The sequence below is a fragment of the Paraburkholderia sp. PREW-6R genome, assembly GCF_039621805.1.
Lineage (GTDB): Bacteria > Pseudomonadota > Gammaproteobacteria > Burkholderiales > Burkholderiaceae > Paraburkholderia.
On the sequence record NZ_CP155073.1, the window covers coordinates 3,345,453 to 3,362,553 of the forward strand.

14 protein-coding genes, 1 tRNA gene and 1 riboswitch are annotated in these 17,101 nt (G+C 61.8%); of the genes, 1 reads left to right on the top strand and 14 read right to left on the bottom strand.

Going from position 1 to position 17,101, the window contains the following annotated elements; all coding sequences use genetic code 11:
• The 14 genes from AAGS40_RS14835 to AAGS40_RS14900 form a co-directional block, all read right to left on the bottom strand.
• Positions 1-765, bottom strand: a complete 765-nt coding sequence (locus tag AAGS40_RS14835; RefSeq protein ID WP_345812259.1) for a glucose 1-dehydrogenase — start codon at positions 763-765, stop codon at positions 1-3.
• On the bottom strand, positions 762-1,202 hold the full coding sequence (locus AAGS40_RS14840) for a hypothetical protein (protein WP_345812260.1): 441 nt from the start codon (positions 1,200-1,202) through the stop codon (positions 762-764). Before AAGS40_RS14840 ends, AAGS40_RS14835 begins: the two co-directional genes overlap by 4 nt.
• Positions 1,199-2,809, bottom strand: a complete 1,611-nt coding sequence (locus tag AAGS40_RS14845) for a GMC family oxidoreductase (RefSeq protein WP_345812261.1) — start codon at positions 2,807-2,809, stop codon at positions 1,199-1,201. The genes AAGS40_RS14840 and AAGS40_RS14845 overlap by 4 nt, the downstream gene beginning before the upstream one ends.
• A gap of 16 nt (positions 2,810-2,825) precedes the next feature.
• Positions 2,826-4,043 carry an acyl-CoA reductase gene (locus tag AAGS40_RS14850; RefSeq protein ID WP_345812262.1) on the bottom strand — a complete coding sequence of 406 codons (1,218 nt, stop codon included), beginning with the start codon at positions 4,041-4,043 and terminating at the stop codon, positions 2,826-2,828.
• Positions 4,024-5,106 (bottom strand): acyl-protein synthetase, encoded by a 1,083-nt coding sequence (locus AAGS40_RS14855; protein ID WP_345812263.1) that lies wholly within the window; start codon positions 5,104-5,106, stop codon positions 4,024-4,026. The genes AAGS40_RS14850 and AAGS40_RS14855 overlap by 20 nt, the downstream gene beginning before the upstream one ends.
• Complete coding sequence (locus tag AAGS40_RS14860) at positions 5,085-6,500, bottom strand: AMP-binding protein (RefSeq protein ID WP_345812266.1); 1,416 nt, start codon at positions 6,498-6,500, stop codon at positions 5,085-5,087. The genes AAGS40_RS14855 and AAGS40_RS14860 overlap by 22 nt, the downstream gene beginning before the upstream one ends.
• On the bottom strand, positions 6,497-6,736 hold the full coding sequence (locus AAGS40_RS14865; RefSeq protein ID WP_345812267.1) for an acyl carrier protein: 240 nt from the start codon (positions 6,734-6,736) through the stop codon (positions 6,497-6,499). Before AAGS40_RS14865 ends, AAGS40_RS14860 begins: the two co-directional genes overlap by 4 nt.
• A 622-nt stretch (positions 6,737-7,358) precedes the next feature.
• A complete protein-coding gene (locus tag AAGS40_RS14870; protein WP_345812268.1) occupies positions 7,359-8,333 on the bottom strand; it encodes a transporter in 975 nt (324 codons plus the stop codon).
• 102 nt (positions 8,334-8,435) lie between these two features.
• Positions 8,436-9,926 (bottom strand): DUF1254 domain-containing protein, encoded by a 1,491-nt coding sequence (locus tag AAGS40_RS14875; RefSeq protein WP_345812269.1) that lies wholly within the window; start codon positions 9,924-9,926, stop codon positions 8,436-8,438.
• Positions 9,927-9,955: 29 nt separating this feature from the next.
• Positions 9,956-11,395 (bottom strand): DUF1254 domain-containing protein, encoded by a 1,440-nt coding sequence (locus tag AAGS40_RS14880; RefSeq protein WP_345812270.1) that lies wholly within the window; start codon positions 11,393-11,395, stop codon positions 9,956-9,958.
• Between the two features lie 21 nt (positions 11,396-11,416).
• Entirely contained in the window at positions 11,417-12,307 is an 891-nt protein-coding gene (locus AAGS40_RS14885) for a hypothetical protein (protein WP_345812272.1), read from the bottom strand.
• 1,113 nt (positions 12,308-13,420) lie between these two features.
• The gene (locus AAGS40_RS14890) at positions 13,421-14,431 is read right to left on the bottom strand and encodes a sodium:calcium antiporter (RefSeq protein ID WP_345812273.1); all 1,011 of its coding nucleotides are present in this window, start codon (positions 14,429-14,431) and stop codon (positions 13,421-13,423) included.
• A gap of 97 nt (positions 14,432-14,528) precedes the next feature.
• Positions 14,529-14,703: riboswitch (yybP-ykoY riboswitch) on the bottom strand.
• Positions 14,704-14,769: 66 nt separating this feature from the next.
• Positions 14,770-15,291: an outer membrane beta-barrel protein gene (locus tag AAGS40_RS14895; RefSeq protein ID WP_345812274.1), complete on the bottom strand. Its 522-nt coding sequence runs from the start codon at positions 15,289-15,291 to the stop codon at positions 14,770-14,772.
• Positions 15,292-15,723: 432 nt separating this feature from the next.
• A tRNA-Arg gene (locus AAGS40_RS14900) sits at positions 15,724-15,799 on the bottom strand.
• Positions 15,800-16,103: 304 nt separating this feature from the next.
• Here AAGS40_RS14900 and AAGS40_RS14905 point away from each other — a divergent pair.
• Entirely contained in the window at positions 16,104-17,015 is a 912-nt protein-coding gene (locus AAGS40_RS14905; protein WP_345812275.1) for a c-type cytochrome, read from the top strand.
• Positions 17,016-17,101 lie beyond the last annotated feature (86 nt).

The following is a 17,101-nucleotide window of genomic DNA, read 5'->3' on the forward strand; positions in this document are numbered from 1 at the left end:
TCAAACCATGCCGCCGTCTACCCGCATGATCTGTCCCGTAACGAAAGTGGACAGGTCCGATGCGAGAAACAGCGCCATGTTGGCAATGTCCTGAGGTTCGGCCGCGCGCTTGAGCGCGGAGGAAGCAATCAACTTGTCGCGCGCGGCTTCGGACATCAGGTCGAACATGTCGGTGCGGGTCACGCCAGGCGCGATCGCGTTCACGCGAATGTTCGACGCGCCGAGTTCCGTCGCCATGCTTTGCGTCGCGCGGGCGAAGGCGGCTTTGCTGGAGCCATATGCGAGCGTGCCCGGATCCGCAACCATCGCCGCAGTGGACGCGATATTGATGATCGAGCCGGCCTTGTTGCGCACCATCGAGCGCGCGAGTCCTTGCGTCAGCAGGATCTGGCTGAAAAAATTGACCTCGAAAAGGCGGCGCAACTCCGCGATCGAGGTCATCTGAAAGATCGCGCCGCTGGCTGCACCGGCGTTATTCACGAGCACGTCGAGACGCGGCGCGAGGCCCGTGATCTGCCGCACCGCATTTTTCACGGACGCTTCGTCCGCGAGATCCACGCTGACCGCGTATGCACTCACGTCGTGCGCCTGTGCGAGCGACGCGAGCCATTCGAGCGCGTCGGGCGTCACCTCGCGCATGCACGCAATCACGCTCGCGCCCTGCGCCGCGAAGGTCTGCGTGATTGCGCGCCCGATGCCGCGGTTGGAGCCGGTAATCACGGCGAACTTGTCTTTTAGCAACATCGAAGTGTCCTGCTTGTTCATTCGGCGGCCTCGCTTCCCATCGAATCCGCACGACGGCTCATCTCGCCGCGCAGGTAGACGGGTTCGAGCAGCGTCCAGTCGTCGGTTTCGAGTTCATTGCCGGCTGGGAATGGCGGCACGGCACCCACGGAGAGGCGTCCGAGCACGTCGCGATCGGTGTAGTAAGCCCGCATCACATGCGTCAGGAACGCAGAAAAAAGCCGCACGTCCACCACTTTGCAGCCGTTGATCGCCGCCAGCCGCTGGGTAGCGTCGAGCGATTCGAACGACTGGCCAAACTTGTCGCGGGCAACGCCGGCGAGCATCGCGAGGAACGCGTCGACCTGCTCGAACGTGTGGTGGCGAAGCTGGTAAACCTCGAAATCGGTTGCCGAGGCCGGCGGCATGCCGAGACTCACGTCGCCCGGCAGCATCGTGTCAAGAACGAGTTCGATCATGACGCGCTCACCAGTTGATCCAGATTGCGGCGCAGGTAATCGCACGCCATCAACGTAAGGGCCTGAGCTGTCGCGACCGGATTCACCGCGCCCGCCGTCACGAAAATGCTGCTGTCGACAATGAACAGGTTCTTCACCGCATGCGCCTGCCCGAATTTGTTGACGACCGACGTCGCCGGATCGTCTCCCATGCGAGCCGTGCCCATCAAATGCCAACCCGTGTTCTTCACAGGCGCGAACGACGACGTGACTTTCGCGCCCGCCGCATTGAACACCTGTTTGCTCATTTCGATACCGTGCTTGAGCATGCGCTGGGTGTTCTCGCCGAGTTTGTAGAAAACCTTGACGCCTGGCATGCCGCTCGAATCGCAATGCGCCGGGTCGAGTTCGATCCGGTTGTCCGGGTCAGGAAGGTCCTCGGAAATCACCGCGATGCCCGCAGTGCGATTGAACAGGCGCTTGAACTTCTGATGATGATCCGCGCCAATCGGCACCTGGCGCATGAAATAGCCCGAGACAGCGGTTTCGACCGGCGGTGCGCCACGCAAGACCTGCATGGTGTAGCCGCGCAAAAAGCCGCGTTCCGCCGCCGTTTCATAGAACTGCTGGCTCAGGATACTGCAGCCATGCGGGCCGATGCTGGAGCGCAGGTCATCTTCGAACACGCCTTCGGTGTAGGCGAGCGGATGCAGCATCAGGTTGCGGCCTACCAGACCGTGCTCGTTCAACAGGCCATCGGGAAACGCGCTCGACTTCGAGTTGAGCAACAGACGCGGCGTGCCGACGCCACTGCACGCCACGACCACCACGCGCGCGTCGAGCCGCTGTTCGACGCCGCCGGCATCCACGTACAGCACGCCATTTGCGCGGCCTTTCGTGTCAAGCGTGATCTCGCGCACGCGGCATTCGGTTCTGACTTCCACCCCCTGCTGGCGCGCAATCGGCCAGTACGTCACATCCACGCTGGCTTTCGCACCTTGTGCGCAGCCGGTATTGCACGGGCCGAGGTTGACGCACGCGCCCCGGTTGCCGTGCCGATGCGTATTGATCGCGCTATACGACGGCCACCAATGCCATTCGAGGCTGTTAAACGCCGCGGCCATGGTGCGGCCCATCGGACCGAGCGGAACCGGCGGCAGCAGGCTTTCGTAGTCGGGATTGGCGGGGTCGCCCACGAGTCCCGCGACACCCATCATCCGCTCGTTCTCGGTGAAATACGGCTTCAGTTCTTCGTAGCTGAGCGGCCAGTCATCGCCGACGCCGTCCAGACTTTTCGTTCGAAAGTCCGACGGATGAAAACGCGGGAAGTGCGCGGAGTACAGAATCGTGCTGCCGCCAAAGCCATTGAAGTTGGCGATGGAAATCGGCGAGCCCGAGTCGTCGATCGGATAATCGGCTGCGCTCTTGCGCACCGACGGATTGGAGCTATATGCGCCGGATCGGTACAGTTCCCAGTCGGTTTGCGTCGACGGATATTCGGCGGGTTTCGTGACCGAACCCTGTTCGAGGCACACGATCCGCCACGAGCGATCGCGGCTCAGGCTCCAGGCCGCGGCTGCGCCGCTTGCGCCCGAGCCAATGATCACGATGTCTGCAACTTCATTCATACCGGTATCTGCTGCGTCATTGAATCGCGACAATCCGCGACAGGCTCGCGACGACGTCGTAGCCGTCCCACACGACGTTCATATCCAGCGCGCGCCCGACCGGCACGACGCGATCGATCCCTCGCAAGCGCCGCGAGACGACGAAGTCCTGCAGCTGCGCCTTGTCGATGCCGAAGTAGGTCAGCGTCTGATAGCGCTCGTTCACGATCGGTGCGAGTTGATCCAGCGAAGCCAGCGTCACTTCGTGAATCGTGCCGAAATAGCCGCGGCACTCGTCCTGATCGACTGCCACGTCAGCGAGTTCGACGCGATATAGCGTGTTGCCATGCTGCCGGACAGCGACCACCTGTTCACCGTCCAATGCACGGCGGCAGGCGTGCACGTATTTGTCCATCACCTGTACGGCTTCGGGCGCGTAGCGCGATGCCGCGTAGTCGGCGAGCGCCGGCCACAGACGCGCCTTTGCCGCGTCGACCTGATGCTCGCTGCCGATCCAAGCGAGAAGCTGCGGCGACGAGCACGCTGCCTGATCCATCAGGTACAGATCGTTGAACAGGTGATGGCACAACGAACGCAGGCTTTCGACGTCGAGCGCGAGCACCGCTTGCGGCGCCATCGCGCACAGCGAATAGCGGTCCGAAAAAGCGACCTCGCGCGAGCGCGGCCGGCACGGCAGACTGCGCATGTGTTCGACGGTCTTGTCACCGCCCCACACGAGCCGCGCATCCGCCACGGAGAGCCAGAAGCGGTTGAGTTCGTCGTCGCGTTCAAAGCGCGTCAACACGATCGAGTCGGCGAGCGCCGCGTGGGTATCCTGCTTCAGAAGCTGGACGATGGCGTCCACCAGCACGTCCGCCGTCGTGGACTCGCGCGACGGCAGCCGCAACACGCACGTGTTGCCCGACAGCAGGCCGAAGGCTAGAGAAAACGCGAAATTGACCGGCACGTTCGACGGGCAGATATGGAACGACAACCCCAAACCCAAGCGCACTTCGTCGCGCGCAGCGAAGCTGTTCGCCAGTTGCGTCAGATTCGACCGACGGCACCAGTACGCGAAACTCACGACATCCGGCAGCGACCGCACGTCCGCGCGAGCCAGCAAAGTGCGCGAGAGGTCTGCGAGAAAGTTCACGCGTGCGGCGTCGAACACCGGCGCGGGCGTGTTGGAGACGGCCTCCCGGTGGCCCGCCAGAATCTCGGTGCTGCGCTGGATATCAACGGGAATACGTATCACTGCAACCTCGTGTCTCAGCGTTCTGGATGCGGCCGTGCACCCTGAAATACGTGCCTTTGCGTCCGCATGGGCAATCGTCGACGCCGACAATCTCACCCAGGTCTTCGCTCAGCAGCGAGTGGCCCGGATAGCTGTGCGGTATCACCGAAAGCAGCTGGATCAGACCCGGCCTGCCAGGCGGCAGTGCGCCGAAATCCTGCGGGTCCCGCACGATCACGTCGGACCACGCCGACGCATGCTGATGCCCATGCTCGCATTCCACGAAGATCGAGCCGGTCTGCTCGACCATCCCGTAGTAGTTGTGTACGCGCTTCACGCCCGCCACGGCGGCCAGTCGTCGCTTGAATTCCTGATGGCTTACCGCCTGGGCTTGCAACTGCTTCCAGCCGCCGCCGTGAATCAGCACGCCATGTTCGATGCCGAGTGTTTTGCCGCTCGCTTCCAGCGCCTGCAAGAGATGCAGCCACACGATGAACGTGAAGCCAAACAGCAGCACCGGCTGATCCGGATGCTTGTCGAGAAAGCGTTTGATGCCATCCACGTTGAGCGACATGTCGTCGTTCAACGCATATTCGACGTCACGGCCGAACATCGAGAAGCCGAGAATGCCCGCGGTGCGCGCCGAGAAGCGATAGCGGTCGGCTACCGTGGCACGGCAATCGATCACGAGCATCGGCAGGCGCCTGGGGCCGATGAAGTCACCGACGATTCGCGACAGCACTTTCACCTGCAGCGCCGAGGTCTGCTTGTCGAGAAATATCTGCGATACGCTCTGGCCGCTCGTGCCCGACGACGTCATCGTCTTAACGATATCCGCCTTCGGCACGCTCAGAAGCTGTTCGTGCTTGAAAAGTCTGACCGGCAGAAACGGCACGTCGGACAAGCTCGTGGCATCGCGACGCACGCCGAATTTGTCGAGAATGGTGCGGTACGGCGCGCAGGCGTCGTAATGCAAACCGGTCAGGCGCTGAAGTTCGTCCAGCAGCGCGCTGTCCTTGTCCGCTTTCTGCAGCCCGAACACGGGCCACTGAAGCACGTCGCTCAGACCGACTGGCTCAGACATTGGTAGTCCACCTTTCCTGTGGGCAGGCGCGGCAACTCGCGCAGCGGATTGACGGCCACTACCGACGGATGCAGCCCGAGCGACTTCGCCATGTCGTTACGCACATCATCGGTTGCGAACGCAGGCGACTCCACGACGTGAATGACCAGCTGTTCGTCGTTGCCGCGCGCCGCGCAGACGAGTCCCTTATCGGCGGCAATCTGCTCGACGGTGTCGAGCGAAATGCGCAAACCGAGGATTTTCAGAAAGCGATGACGACGGCCTTCGATGAAGAAGCAGCCGTCTTCGTCGACACGGGCGAGATCGCCCGTACGCAGCGTGCCTTGATTCGAATCGCCGAGTGCGAGATGGGCGGCGTTCTCCGCATAGCCCAGCGACACGTTCGGGCCCGCATAGATCAGTTCGCCGACTTCGCCAGCGCCGGTGAGGATGCGGCCTTCATCGTTTTCGAGCCACAGCCGACCGTTCGGAATGGCGCGGCCGATGCTCGCCGGTTTGTGCGCGACCTGCTCCGGAGCCAGATACGCGATACGCGCCGTCGCTTCCGTCTGACCATACATCGCGAAAAAACGGATTCCTTTCGCACTGCAAATCTCGGCGACCTGCAGCAATTTGGCCGGGTCCATGCGGCCGCCCGCCTGCGTCAGCGTGCGCACCGAAGGCATATTGATGCGTGCGAGACGCAGCTTGAGCAACATGTCATAGCTATAGGGCACGCCGGCGAAGCTCGTGACCTGGTGCTCGTTGATTTGCCGCCAGAACACGCTGTCCATCAACGACCGGTCCGAGAGCACGACGGATGCGCCGGCCAGCAGGTGGCTATTGATCACCGACAGGCCGTACGAATAGTTGAACGGCAACGACGTGATGGCCCGCTCGTGCGGCGTGATGTCCAGATATTCGCCGATCGACGCGGCATTCGAACGAAGATTGTTCGCACTCAGGCGCACCAGCTTGGGCGAGCCCGTCGAACCCGACGTGGTCATCAGCAAAGCCAGATCGGGGTGAAGCTCATGATGCCGTGCAGCCGCACGGCGGTAAAGTCCGTACGCGCCTTCTTCATGCGCCACGGCGCCCCAGCTTGATGGCGGCTGCGTTTCCGTCGATGCAAAGATGCACGATGGGTCGTAGGTTTCGATCAGACGGTTCAGTTGCGCTTCGTCGACGCCGCGCCCGAGCAGCAACGGCACCGCGCCTTTTTCGAGCGACGCCAGATAGCACAGCACGGTCGGCAGATCGTTGCCGCCCACGATAAAGATCAGTTGCCGCGCGGGCAACACGGCCGCCAGCCGATCAATGGCCTGCCACAACTGCGCGTAGCTGAGCGACACGCCGCCCTCGGCGACGAGCGCAGTGCGTTCAGGAAATCGACGGCTGACGAGCCCGGAATTCATAACTCGACGCCGTACTTTTTGAGCTTCTCGACACCAATCGTGTAAGAGCCAAACTCGATGATGTCTTCCGTGTCCATCATGATGTCGAACGCTTCTTCGAGCGCGGCGATCATGCCCATGTGGCCGACCGAGTCCCACGCCGGCACGCACTGATAGACGAATTCGGCGTTGAGGGCGTCGCGCGGCACCGAAAAGCTGTCCATGAAGACTTTGTCGTAGGTATCTCTGTTCGTCATTTGAAAACCAATCTCGCTTGAAAATCTGTTCGGGCCGTGACTGCGCGTGTCGCCGCGCGGCATGAGCGATGAGAAACATTTTCCGAAATTATGCGGCGAGGACTGGCCTGGCGATTCCGGGAGGTAGGACGGAAAAAGCCCCTAATTTGACGCATTGCGCGCGGGGGGCGGCGGAGGTGGCGGGGGCTGGCGTGTTGCGGGGGCCGCGTGGTGGCGTGGTAGCGGGGTTGCGGGGTTGCGGGGTTGCGGGGTTGCGGGGTTGCGGGGTTGCGGGGTTGCGGGGTTGCGGGGTTGCGGGGTTGCGGGGTTGCGGGATGGCGGGATGGCGTGGCGGCGGGGCGGCGGGGTGGCGGGGTGGCGGGGTGGCGGGGTGGCGGGGTGGCGGGGTGGCGGGGTGGCGGGGTGGCGGGGTGGCGGGGTGGCGCGGCGCGGCGCGGCGCAGCGCAGCGCGGCGGGATATGGTCGGGCGGCTGGGGCCGCAGGGGCATGGCGGGTTCAGGCAGTAGCGGAGCGAGGGGGCGCGGCACGGCCCGAAACGCCGCATCGCAAGCGCCTGATCGCGGTTTGTGCCGGCCGCATGGGCCCGGCAGCCCCGCTTACAATGCGCTTAGCGGCGAGCCGCCTACTGGAACGTCGCGTTCACCGACAACTGCACCGCATTACCCTTCGGCCGGTTGCTGACATTGAACTCGTTGACCCACCGCAGCGAGGCGGAAACCGGTGTCTTCTGGACCTTGCCCGACCACGTGACCATTGGGCCCACGCCGACCGCGTGACCCTGATTGCCGCCGGTGATGTCGGCAAGGCCACCGGTGTCGTGCCCGATCTGCTGGATATAACCGCCCACCACACCGACGCCCCACCCACTCTTGAACCGCTTGAGCGCGAGCAGGTCGAGCACGCTGACCGGCGCGTTGTGATAGTGCGTGTCGTTATTGGCCGTGTAGAACTCCACGCCGTAATTCAGCGTCAGCTCGACATTTTCCTGCGGCAACAATTTTGTGTACGCGACAGTCGGCGTAAAGGTCCACGTGTTCTGTCCGGCGTTGGCGAGTCGGCTACTGCTGTAGCTGCCGGTTGGGGCGTACATCTGCACGCTTAGCGCGACGTGATCCGTTTGCGTCAGGTGATAGCCGGCAACAATGGGCGAAAAGAAAATGTCCGCAAACTGGGTATTGTGGTCATCCGGCAGACGGCCATGAAACGTGGAGATATCCGTGTACTGGAACGGCACTCCAAACGACGACGCAAAATTCCACCCGCCCAAAGTGATGCCCCATGTTTTGACCGCGTTGACGATCGTGTACTCGGCGGTGGCATTCACGCCGGCCGTGACCTGCCCTGCAATCGGAATAGTCTTGCTCGCGCCAAGCGAGCCTTCGTAATAGATGGTGGCGACGGACACGATCCAGTCGTCGGTCGGCGGCACCACGCCGCCGTAGGGCGCGACCTGCTGACCGGTAATCGGGCGGCCGAGACCACCTTCCGTTGCAAGGGCCTGCGTAGAAAGACTCGTGGCGACGAGAGTCAGGAGCGAGCCCGCGCACAGCCGGCCGGCTCGCGTTCTGCTCGTGATTGAGTGACGGGACTTGCTCATAGTCATTCTCGATAAATCCAGTTTTCATTGACCTACGCCGCGCGGTGTGCCGCGACTGCGCGCAGCGCGCGGCGCGAATGCGTTCGAAGCAGGCGCGCCGATTCAGGGTGTGCGCGTCACCGGCGGCGGAGTCCAGGTGCCGTCGAGCACCGCTTGCCGTGGCCAGTAGGCGCGTATGTAAAGCGAGAATGCTTCATTGGCAGGCGCCGGCAACCAGTTCGAGCGCTTGTCGTCGGCGGGGCTCTCGCTCTGCACATAGATCGTCAGCGAGCCGTCCGCGTTGAACTTCAGGTCTTTATTCTTGGTGCCCAATGAATACCGGTTCTGTGCATTGGGCGAGAAAAAATGGTGCGAGTTGTAAAGCGTGAGCGACCAGAAGCCCTTGACAGGCGGCAACTGATTCGCCGGAAACGTGACGGCGTAATGTGCATTGCCGTCGAAACGCTGACCAGACCCATCGGCGTCGGAATAGAAATACTTTGTCTCGTTGTTCTTGTTCACAAAGATGTTTGATTTCGCCACGGCCGTTCGCGTGTAGTAATCCGTGCCAAAGGCAGCGCCATTGCTGATGGTGTTCCAGTTGGCAGGCAGACGCTTGCCGAACGTGTTGAAATCAAACAGCGGCGAGATCAGATCGTTTTCGGTTTTCGCTGCTTCGTCGACGATTGCAGCCTTCAGCGAAGGATCGACCCGTGCTGCCGCGATCAGCGCACGAGCCTGCGCATAAAGCGCCTCCTCGCCACGCTGCGGCGGCGCTTCGTCGAGCACCGTGGGCAGCATGTCCCAGAAGCGGTTGGGATCCACCCACCTGATTTCAGCGGCGGCCGCCTCGGCGCCGGCCGCCGGCGCCGCACCAAACGACGGCAACGCGGACCAGTCGGTCACCTTCTCCTTGCCGTCGTATTCCGCCAGCGGATAAACGGCGATTTTTCTGATGACCGACTGAACCGCCGCACGGTCCTCCGGCGTGTCATCCATGAACACGCGCGGAATGAAACTGCCCACCGACGCCGATGCCCGAAACACCTGCCGGATTCCCTTGGGCACCGCCCCATGCCATTCAGGACCCGCCAGCAGATAGAACCCTGGCCGAGTGCCGTACATCTTGCCGAGGTTCGCAAAACTGTCGGTCCTTAAGTCGACGGCCTGATAAACCCAGAAGCGCTTGCCGAAATCCGGCACCTGAACGACGACCGGCGTGCTGTTCAGGTCGAGGATCGCGGAACCATACACGACGTCCTGATTAGGACACGCGACAAAACGCTCCTGCGGCTCGATATAGTCGCGCAGCATGGATAGATGATTCGGCGGCGCAACGGGCACGATGCCGCCGTTCAGACCAGGTTGCGGCACCTGTTTCATTGCGAGCAAGCGGCCGTAGACGTTCACGAGCGGCCACGCCCAGAAATAGGTCTGGCGCGCCACGAGCCGCGCATAGTCCACGGACATCGCATAGCCGGCCACCGGGCCGGGTATGGAAGCCTCGCTCGCCGGCGCGACAGCGGACGCGTACTGCTGTGGTTTCGCAAGAATCGGGGCGGCGACCGCGGCGAGCACGGCGGCCGTAATCCATGTGGCAGTTTGTCGGTGCATGTCGGACTCCGGATCGTCCATTCGGTGGGTCAGCGTTTTTGAGGGACCGGGAAAGTCCAGTTGCCGTCGAGCACGCGCTGGTCAGGACCGTAAATCCGCATCACGAGGTCGTAAGCCCCTTCCGGCGCAGGCAGCCAGTTCGATTCTTCAGCCGCGGCCGGCCGGGTGTTTTGCACATAGATATCGAGCGATCCGTCCGGCCCGTATTTCAGCCCTTTCGTACGATCGCCGATCGAATATCGCTGGATCGGATTGGCAACGAGGTGACGCGCCGGCAAGTCGTACAAAGTCATGGACCAGAAAAACTTCGCGGGCGGCAGGTTGGATTTGTCGAAATGCAACACGTACGCTTGCGAGCCGACCAGTTGCTGGTGATCCGCGTTCACTCGCGTGCCGACGTACACGGCCTCTTCTTTCGTGTTGCCGTAGATGCCCATGGCGGCCGCCACCGCACGCGTGGTGTAGTCGTCTTTAAGCGCCTCGCGACTGCCGAACAGGTTGAACGAGCTAGTTGTGTGCTTTTCGGCGTCGGCTAGCGCGGCCTTACCGTCGGCGACGCCTGCTTCGAGCGCCTCGCGAATTTGGGGAGGCAATGCGGACGGGTTGAACGGCGCGCCCGGCGCAATGCCGATAGTGGCAAAGCGCGCCATTAGTGCCTGCTCCGACGGTGCAGGAGGCTGCGTAAACTGAAGAAGGAAATTCAGGTACGCAATGAAGTCGATCGAGGTTGCCTTGCTTTCATCCCATTTCGGGAAGGTCAGCACAGGGGCAGGAGGAGGCGCTGCCGTATGCTCGAACGCGGACAACGGAGTGAGCTTGTACTGCTTCTGGATTGCCTGCACGTTCTTGACGTCACTCGCGCCGTTTAGCGCGGTACGGCCGAGCGTCAGGATCAGGTCCGTCTCCGAACGGAACACCTTGTCGATGCCCTTTGGCGTATCACCGTGCCAGTTCGGGCCGGCGAACAGATAGTGGCCGGCACCGTTGCCGGTGGTTCGCGAACCGACATAGGCAAAGTTATAGGTGAAGAGGTCGATCCACTGAAAGACGTAATACCGGTTGTCCGGCACGGCGGGAACCGACAGCACCCAAGGCTCGCGGCGCAGATCGAGCCATGCCCATGAGTAAGGGGTGTCGTTGTTCGGCGTGACGATTTCCTTGTTTTCCGGTCCATACGGCTGCGCGTAATTGCGGAACTTCCCAAAACCGCCGATGTAGGACTTCGAGTGCGGATCGATTGCCTGCTGGTAGAGCGTCTTGTAGTTGAAGAGCATCGGGTACGCGTACAGGAATGCTTCTTTGGCGATCGCGCGTGCCTCTTCCGGCGATGCCGTCACCGACGCCGCAGGCGCATTCACCGGCGGACTGGCCGAAGCGGCACTTTGCGCAGATGCCTGCGCGACCGGCAGCATGGCCAATGTCAGTCCCGCGATAACAATGTGAATGTATTGGCGTTTGAATAGCGTCATTGCTCAATCTCTCAGGTTGATTTATTTGCCAAATGTCATGTTCAGTCCGGCGAAAATCGTGAACTTCGGCACGCCGGAGCCCGAATGGGCCACCGAATACTGCGGTTCGATAAACGCGTTGTAGATCGTTGATCCGCCTTTCCAGGCCTTGCCCGCGCCAAGACCGACGGGAATGTAGTAGCTGCCGCGCTGCAGATCGAACGTCCACGTTCCGGTTGACCGGATGTACCAGCCGCCCGGCAAATTGAAGATGCCAAACGGCTGAGCCGTCAGCGTTTGCGTCGTGGGCCGCCCACTTTCTCCGGCAAACGAGTGCTGCCACTGCACGAGGCCGCCGATGAGCCGCTCCTTCGTCGCGCTCACGGCGACAGCAGCAAGACCCGCCTGCCATTTGCCGGTGCCGAGACTTGGGTCGGTAGCCGTCGGCAAAGTGACGAGCGGACCGACGCCGAACTGCACGTCGCCCTGCGACAGCAGGAAAATGTCGAACAGATTAAGGTCGCCGAGTCCGGTGTCGTAGCCCCCGTTCGGACTGGGGCGCGTGCTGACCGGCAGCGTCGCGCGGAAGATCTCGGGCACGCCAATCAGGCTGTTCGGGCCGACCGGAATCGTGGGACGCAGCAATAGATCGTTGGTGTGCGCGCTCGCCCCGAACACGCTAGGCGTGTAGTAGTTCTGGACGTTGAACGACGCCGCCAGATTGAGTGGATTGTTGCTCTTGTTGGCGTCGTCTGCGGATGTTTGCACGGGCTGCGTGGGCGCCGCGCCATCATTCGGCGGGGCCGTGTCACTGTCCGCAGCCGACGCCCACTGCGGCACGCTCAAAGCGAGCACGGTCAGGCTTGCGTGCACGCAAGCCCTGGTGAGATGCCGCTTGCCCATTTCCAACATTTCAGGATAGCTAATCATCATGCTCCATGGACCGTGTTTTATACGCTCGTAGCGCGGGGCAGCGGGCGCCGCGTCCGGGTGCCGGCCCATGCAGCCTGTCGAATCAGCAGGCAGCGAGCGGGCATGCCACGCGGGACGTGGGGTTTCGGGCTTTGGTTCAGTGTGCCGAGCAAGAACCGGCTCTGCGCTTTGAGGCGGAAGGTTAAGGCGCGGGTTGTTGAGGGCGAGCCGCCAGACGTTTCCGACCGGCGACAACTGCTCATCTGCAGTGGCGATAGTGTAGCGCGCCCTACTTTTGAGATGATGATCCGATCGACCGGCGTCAGAGTAAAAACAGTTTGTCTCGGCGCACTCATTGACCAAACTGAAGGATGTGGTCAACGCCGGATCAATACAGTAGTCGGCTCCATGGTGGAGCGCGTTTGCGTCGAACGTAAAGCATGCGCCCGCCCCGTTCGTGGCCTCGCAACCCGATGCTCGCTTCGATGCGAAGGTGGGCGCTGCGCTGCGGCGCGACTGCGGCAGAAGCATACGTCGGTAAGCCATTTTCTCGCCTCGTATGTCTATCCTGGCGCGATCGCCTTCCTTTGCCAGAAGCAAACTGACTCAAAGCATTCGCGTTCGAATTTGAAATGAAAGCCACTTCGGTTCGCACGCGCGTTCATCCAGCCGGTCGCCTGTCTGGACCGGAAGAATGAAGCGTTGAGCCGCTGCGCGAACAGCCGACTGCTCCCTTGCTCGAATAGTCAGCGAAACTGGCGAAGCCAGAAAGTCAGGAGGTGAGACACGGTGCTTGCATGGACGCTCCTTGAACCGGAAACAAGAGAGACGCCGCATCGGACGAAGCATGCGGAAGACTGGGCTTTAAGGGCGATGTAATCGTTTCGGAATACTAGCAAACGAATTCACAGGTCATACAGATAAATTTGTAACACGGTCGACGCGCGAACATGCGACACAACGCTGTCATCAGCCAATCATAAATCTGCGCGCGTCTGGGCAATTTCAGTTCGCTGACCTGTTGCGCGACACCGATAGGTTTCATGACAGCCCGGCCGCCCAATCACAATGCATATCGAGGACAAGTCGTTGGTACGCCGCAATAATTGCAGACCCGGTCAGACTCGAGCCCGCTCAACGGCTCAACGTGATTGCCAGATACGTTGCGTATAGCGCACCACACGCCAGCAATGCCCACACGGGCACGCCGCGCTCGCGGACGTTGACCCGCAGCCACGCTGCGGCGGCTAGCGTGATGACGATGCCGGTCACAACTTCGATACGCGGCGTCCACGGCGTGAGCAGAATGCCGATAGCCGGAAGCAACGTGCCCTGAAACACCATTGCGCCGGTGATGTTGCCGAACGCCAGCGTGTCCTTGCCGCGACGAATCCACAAGATACTGTTCACCTTTTCCGGCAGCTCGGTGGCAATCGGAATGATCAGCAGCGACAGCAGCAGCGGCGAGACTCCGAGCGCCTGCGAGACGCCTCGCACTCCGTGTATGAAACCCTCCGCGCCCCACACTAGCAGCGCAACCGCGAGCAACAACTGGAGCGCGATGGTCGCAAGCGTGGTCGGCATGCCAAGCCGCGACAGCAGCATCCTGCCCGGCGCTTCGGTACCGTGGCCGGCGTCGACGAGTCCGTTCGATGCGCGAAACGTCATCGTCACATAGGTGAGGTAGACGCCGACCAGTGCGACGCTGAACAGCGCGCGCACGACCATTTGCTCGTGCGGCACGTACATTGCCCCCGCGGCAAGCACGAACGCGCACAGAAAATAGTTGAGGTCGCGTGTGAAGCCGGTGCGCTCGGGCGCGACCCAACCCCTGACGCCGCGCGAGCCGAGAATGGCAAGCGTCATCAGAAAGGTGGAAAGCGTGGAGAGCATCAGCGGCGCACCAAGAATCGCGCCGACGCCGATTTCCTGATTCACAGCGCTGTCGGTCGTGCCGCCCGCAATGGCCAGCAGTGGCACGAGCGTCTCGGGTAGCGCAGTGCCGACCGCTGCGAACAGCGAACCCGTGACGCCTTCGGAAATGCTGAGCCGCTCGCCGAGATGCTCGAGCGCGTTGGTGAACAGTTCGGCCGCCACAAGGATGACGACCAGCATCACTGCAAGTTCGAACACGAGACCCGTCATGCGCCGGACCTGACCGAAGGTGCGAGGCAGTAGCGTGACCGAATGGGACGAAGCGGAGGAACGGGCGGGGCACAACGGCGTTTCACAGGAGAACTCCGAGGTCGGACGCAGGTAACGAACCATGACGCACCGCAACCCGTCCGACCGGAACGAAGCAGTGCGCCAATGGTCTCGCCAAACCGACCTGGTCGAACGCGCCATGGCCTGCAAGCCAAGTATGTTGACGCGCTCTCCTTCAAACAGAAGGAAGGCTACTCCCCAATGACCCGGGGATTTTAACGGCAGGGCCCGCTTTCAACAAGCTTTTGGGGACGGAAGCGGGCCACGCTGCTCGAAGCTTAATTGAAGTGATATTGCAGACCGATCGTCACGCTGTTGTTCACGCGCTTCGTGCCATCGTGATGGCTCGAGTCCGCCGTCCATTCCAGCGCCGCGCTGATCTGCCTCGCCAGTTTGTACTCGACACCCAGGCCGCCATGCAGCCGATTATCGGGCCAGCTCGACGTGAACCCGAGTCGGGCATAGGGCATGAACTGAATGAGCGGCATGCCGAGTTTCGCGTCGATGCCGCCGTCCTTGAAAGTGGTCGAGCCGTGGTGAAAATCAGCGAATGCTTCGGCGCCCACGACGAAGCGGCCGATGTCGAAGTTATAGCCCGCGGTGATGCCCGGAAAGACGGTGGTGTGCGACGCTTTGCTGATCGCGCCGCTTGCGTTCGATGTGTTGGTGCCAACCTTGAAGCCGACATAAGGACCTGCAAAGTCACTCGGACCGATTTGAGCCTGTGCGGTTTGCGCTTGCGTCAGTGGCGAGAGGATCGAAAATGAGGCGATTAAAATGAAACGAATGAATTTATTCATGACCTGCGGACGTAACGCCATCCTTTCGGATAACTTTTTCGCTGTGTTGACGGTGAATTAGGAGCGGCGGGGTGAACTGGGCCGCTTGATCGTATGCCTTGTGCTATGCAATCCGCATAGCCCACGCATGCTAATTACCGGGATGGAATGCAGGCTGGAGAAGATGCTGCAAACGAATGTGGAAACTTCTTATGTTTTTTTTGAAGGCTGAGAATCAAGAAGATTGATGTTTCCGAGCGGTGTAGCTTAATGAGTGGGGCGCTGCAAAGATAGGAATGAACCAGGACGCAGAAAAGTGCTCAGGCGTGCCGCTTTTTAATTGAGGCCGCTTAACTGGTCGAATGGAGAGATCGCCGACCGCGCCCACTTTCGCGTGGACAAATAAAAAAGGGCTTAGACGTCTGGTCATAAGCCCTTCTTTTAGAAATCCTTTGGCGCGCCCGGCTGGGATCGAACCAGCAACCCCTGCCTTCGGAGGGCAGTACTCTATCCATTGAGCTACGGGCGCTTCAACACGAAAGCGCGGCATCTGAACGGATGCGACGCCAAAGCGAGACCGAAAGAATACCCGGTTTCGTCCAAACCGTCCACCGGCGGCCCTGAACGGTGCATTTTCGACGTATTTCGCCCGTTTCTCCGACTATTCCAGCGCGCCACTTCGTGATTCGCGATGCGGGTAAACGCCTGCTGAACAGCGCTTTGCCGCGCTCGCCGCCGCCGAAATCTTGCGTCTATAATCGTCCGTGACTGATAAAGAACAAGAAGTTGCCGTCACGCTGTACCGCTCACATACACACGGAGACGAGACAAGCATGAGCGAAGCACCCCACGGAGCCCCGATCAAAACCCCCGGGCAGTTGATCGCCGCAGTCATCGCCGGGTTTGCTGTGCCGATCGTCATCATCGTGCTGTTGGCCGTCTACGTCGACAACTCGACGCGCACCGGCGCCGGCACCGACAGTCTGTCGGACGCCGAAGTCACCGCCCGCATCAAGCCGTTGGCCCAGGTCGACATTCGCGACGCCAACGCACCGCGCGTCTACAAAACCGGCGAGGAAGTGTACAAGGCTGTGTGCTCGGCCTGTCACGCGTCCGGTGCAGCAGGCGCGCCGAAATTCACCAATACCGCCGACTGGGCGCCGCGCATCTCGCAGGGGTTCGACACGCTCTGGAAAACGGCGCTCGCGGGTAAGGGCGCGATGCCGCCGCGCGGCGGCACGAGCCCTGACGACTACAGCGATTTCGAAATCGCCCGCGCCGTGGTGTACATGGCGAACAACTCCGGCGCGAGTTTCCCCGAACCGGCCCAGCCGGCGGCGGGCGCGGCAGCGGCGAGTTCTGGCGCAGCCGCCGCACCGGGTGCGGCAGCGGCCGGCGGCGCATCGGACACCGCCGCGACGCAGGCGGCCGCGGCCATGGCGGCCATGGCAAGCGTGCCGCAAGCCGCCGCGCCGGCAGCGGGCGGCGCCCAAAGCGCGGACGCATCGCAGGCCGGCAAGGCGCTCTATCAGCAGGTTTGTCAGGCATGTCACGCCGCCGGCGTGCTGAACGCGCCCAAGTTCGGCGACAAGGAAGCATGGGCGCCGCGTCTGAAAGACCCCATGGACGTGATCTACAACTACGCGCTGCACGGCAAGGGCGCGATGCCCGCGAAAGGCGGCTCGAATGCGTCGGACGCCGACGTGAAAGCCGCCGTCGACTACATGGTCAGCGCAGCGAAATAAAAGCGCACCGCGCGCTGTCGAAAGGCGTAATAAAAACCCTGCCGCGTGCTCACCAGCACGGGCAGGGTTTTCTAATTCAGCTCGCA

Bases quoted from the DNA above. Each gene is read 5' to 3' on its own strand.
- AAGS40_RS14835 (WP_345812259.1), bottom strand. From the start codon at position 765: ATGAACAAGCAGGACACTTCGATGTTGCTAAAAGACAAGTTCGCCGTG.
- AAGS40_RS14840 (WP_345812260.1), bottom strand. From the start codon at position 1,202: ATGATCGAACTCGTTCTTGACACGATGCTGCCGGGCGACGTGAGTCTC.
- AAGS40_RS14845 (WP_345812261.1), bottom strand. From the start codon at position 2,809: ATGAATGAAGTTGCAGACATCGTGATCATTGGCTCGGGCGCAAGCGGC.
- AAGS40_RS14855 (WP_345812263.1), bottom strand. From the start codon at position 5,106: ATGTCTGAGCCAGTCGGTCTGAGCGACGTGCTTCAGTGGCCCGTGTTC.
- AAGS40_RS14860 (WP_345812266.1), bottom strand. From the start codon at position 6,500: ATGAATTCCGGGCTCGTCAGCCGTCGATTTCCTGAACGCACTGCGCTC.
- AAGS40_RS14865 (WP_345812267.1), bottom strand. From the start codon at position 6,736: ATGACGAACAGAGATACCTACGACAAAGTCTTCATGGACAGCTTTTCG.
- AAGS40_RS14870 (WP_345812268.1), bottom strand. From the start codon at position 8,333: ATGAGCAAGTCCCGTCACTCAATCACGAGCAGAACGCGAGCCGGCCGG.
- AAGS40_RS14875 (WP_345812269.1), bottom strand. From the start codon at position 9,926: ATGCACCGACAAACTGCCACATGGATTACGGCCGCCGTGCTCGCCGCG.
- AAGS40_RS14880 (WP_345812270.1), bottom strand. From the start codon at position 11,395: ATGACGCTATTCAAACGCCAATACATTCACATTGTTATCGCGGGACTG.
- AAGS40_RS14885 (WP_345812272.1), bottom strand. From the start codon at position 12,307: ATGATGATTAGCTATCCTGAAATGTTGGAAATGGGCAAGCGGCATCTC.
- AAGS40_RS14890 (WP_345812273.1), bottom strand. From the start codon at position 14,431: ATGACGGGTCTCGTGTTCGAACTTGCAGTGATGCTGGTCGTCATCCTT.
- AAGS40_RS14895 (WP_345812274.1), bottom strand. From the start codon at position 15,291: ATGAATAAATTCATTCGTTTCATTTTAATCGCCTCATTTTCGATCCTC.
- AAGS40_RS14905 (WP_345812275.1), top strand. From the start codon at position 16,104: ATGAGCGAAGCACCCCACGGAGCCCCGATCAAAACCCCCGGGCAGTTG.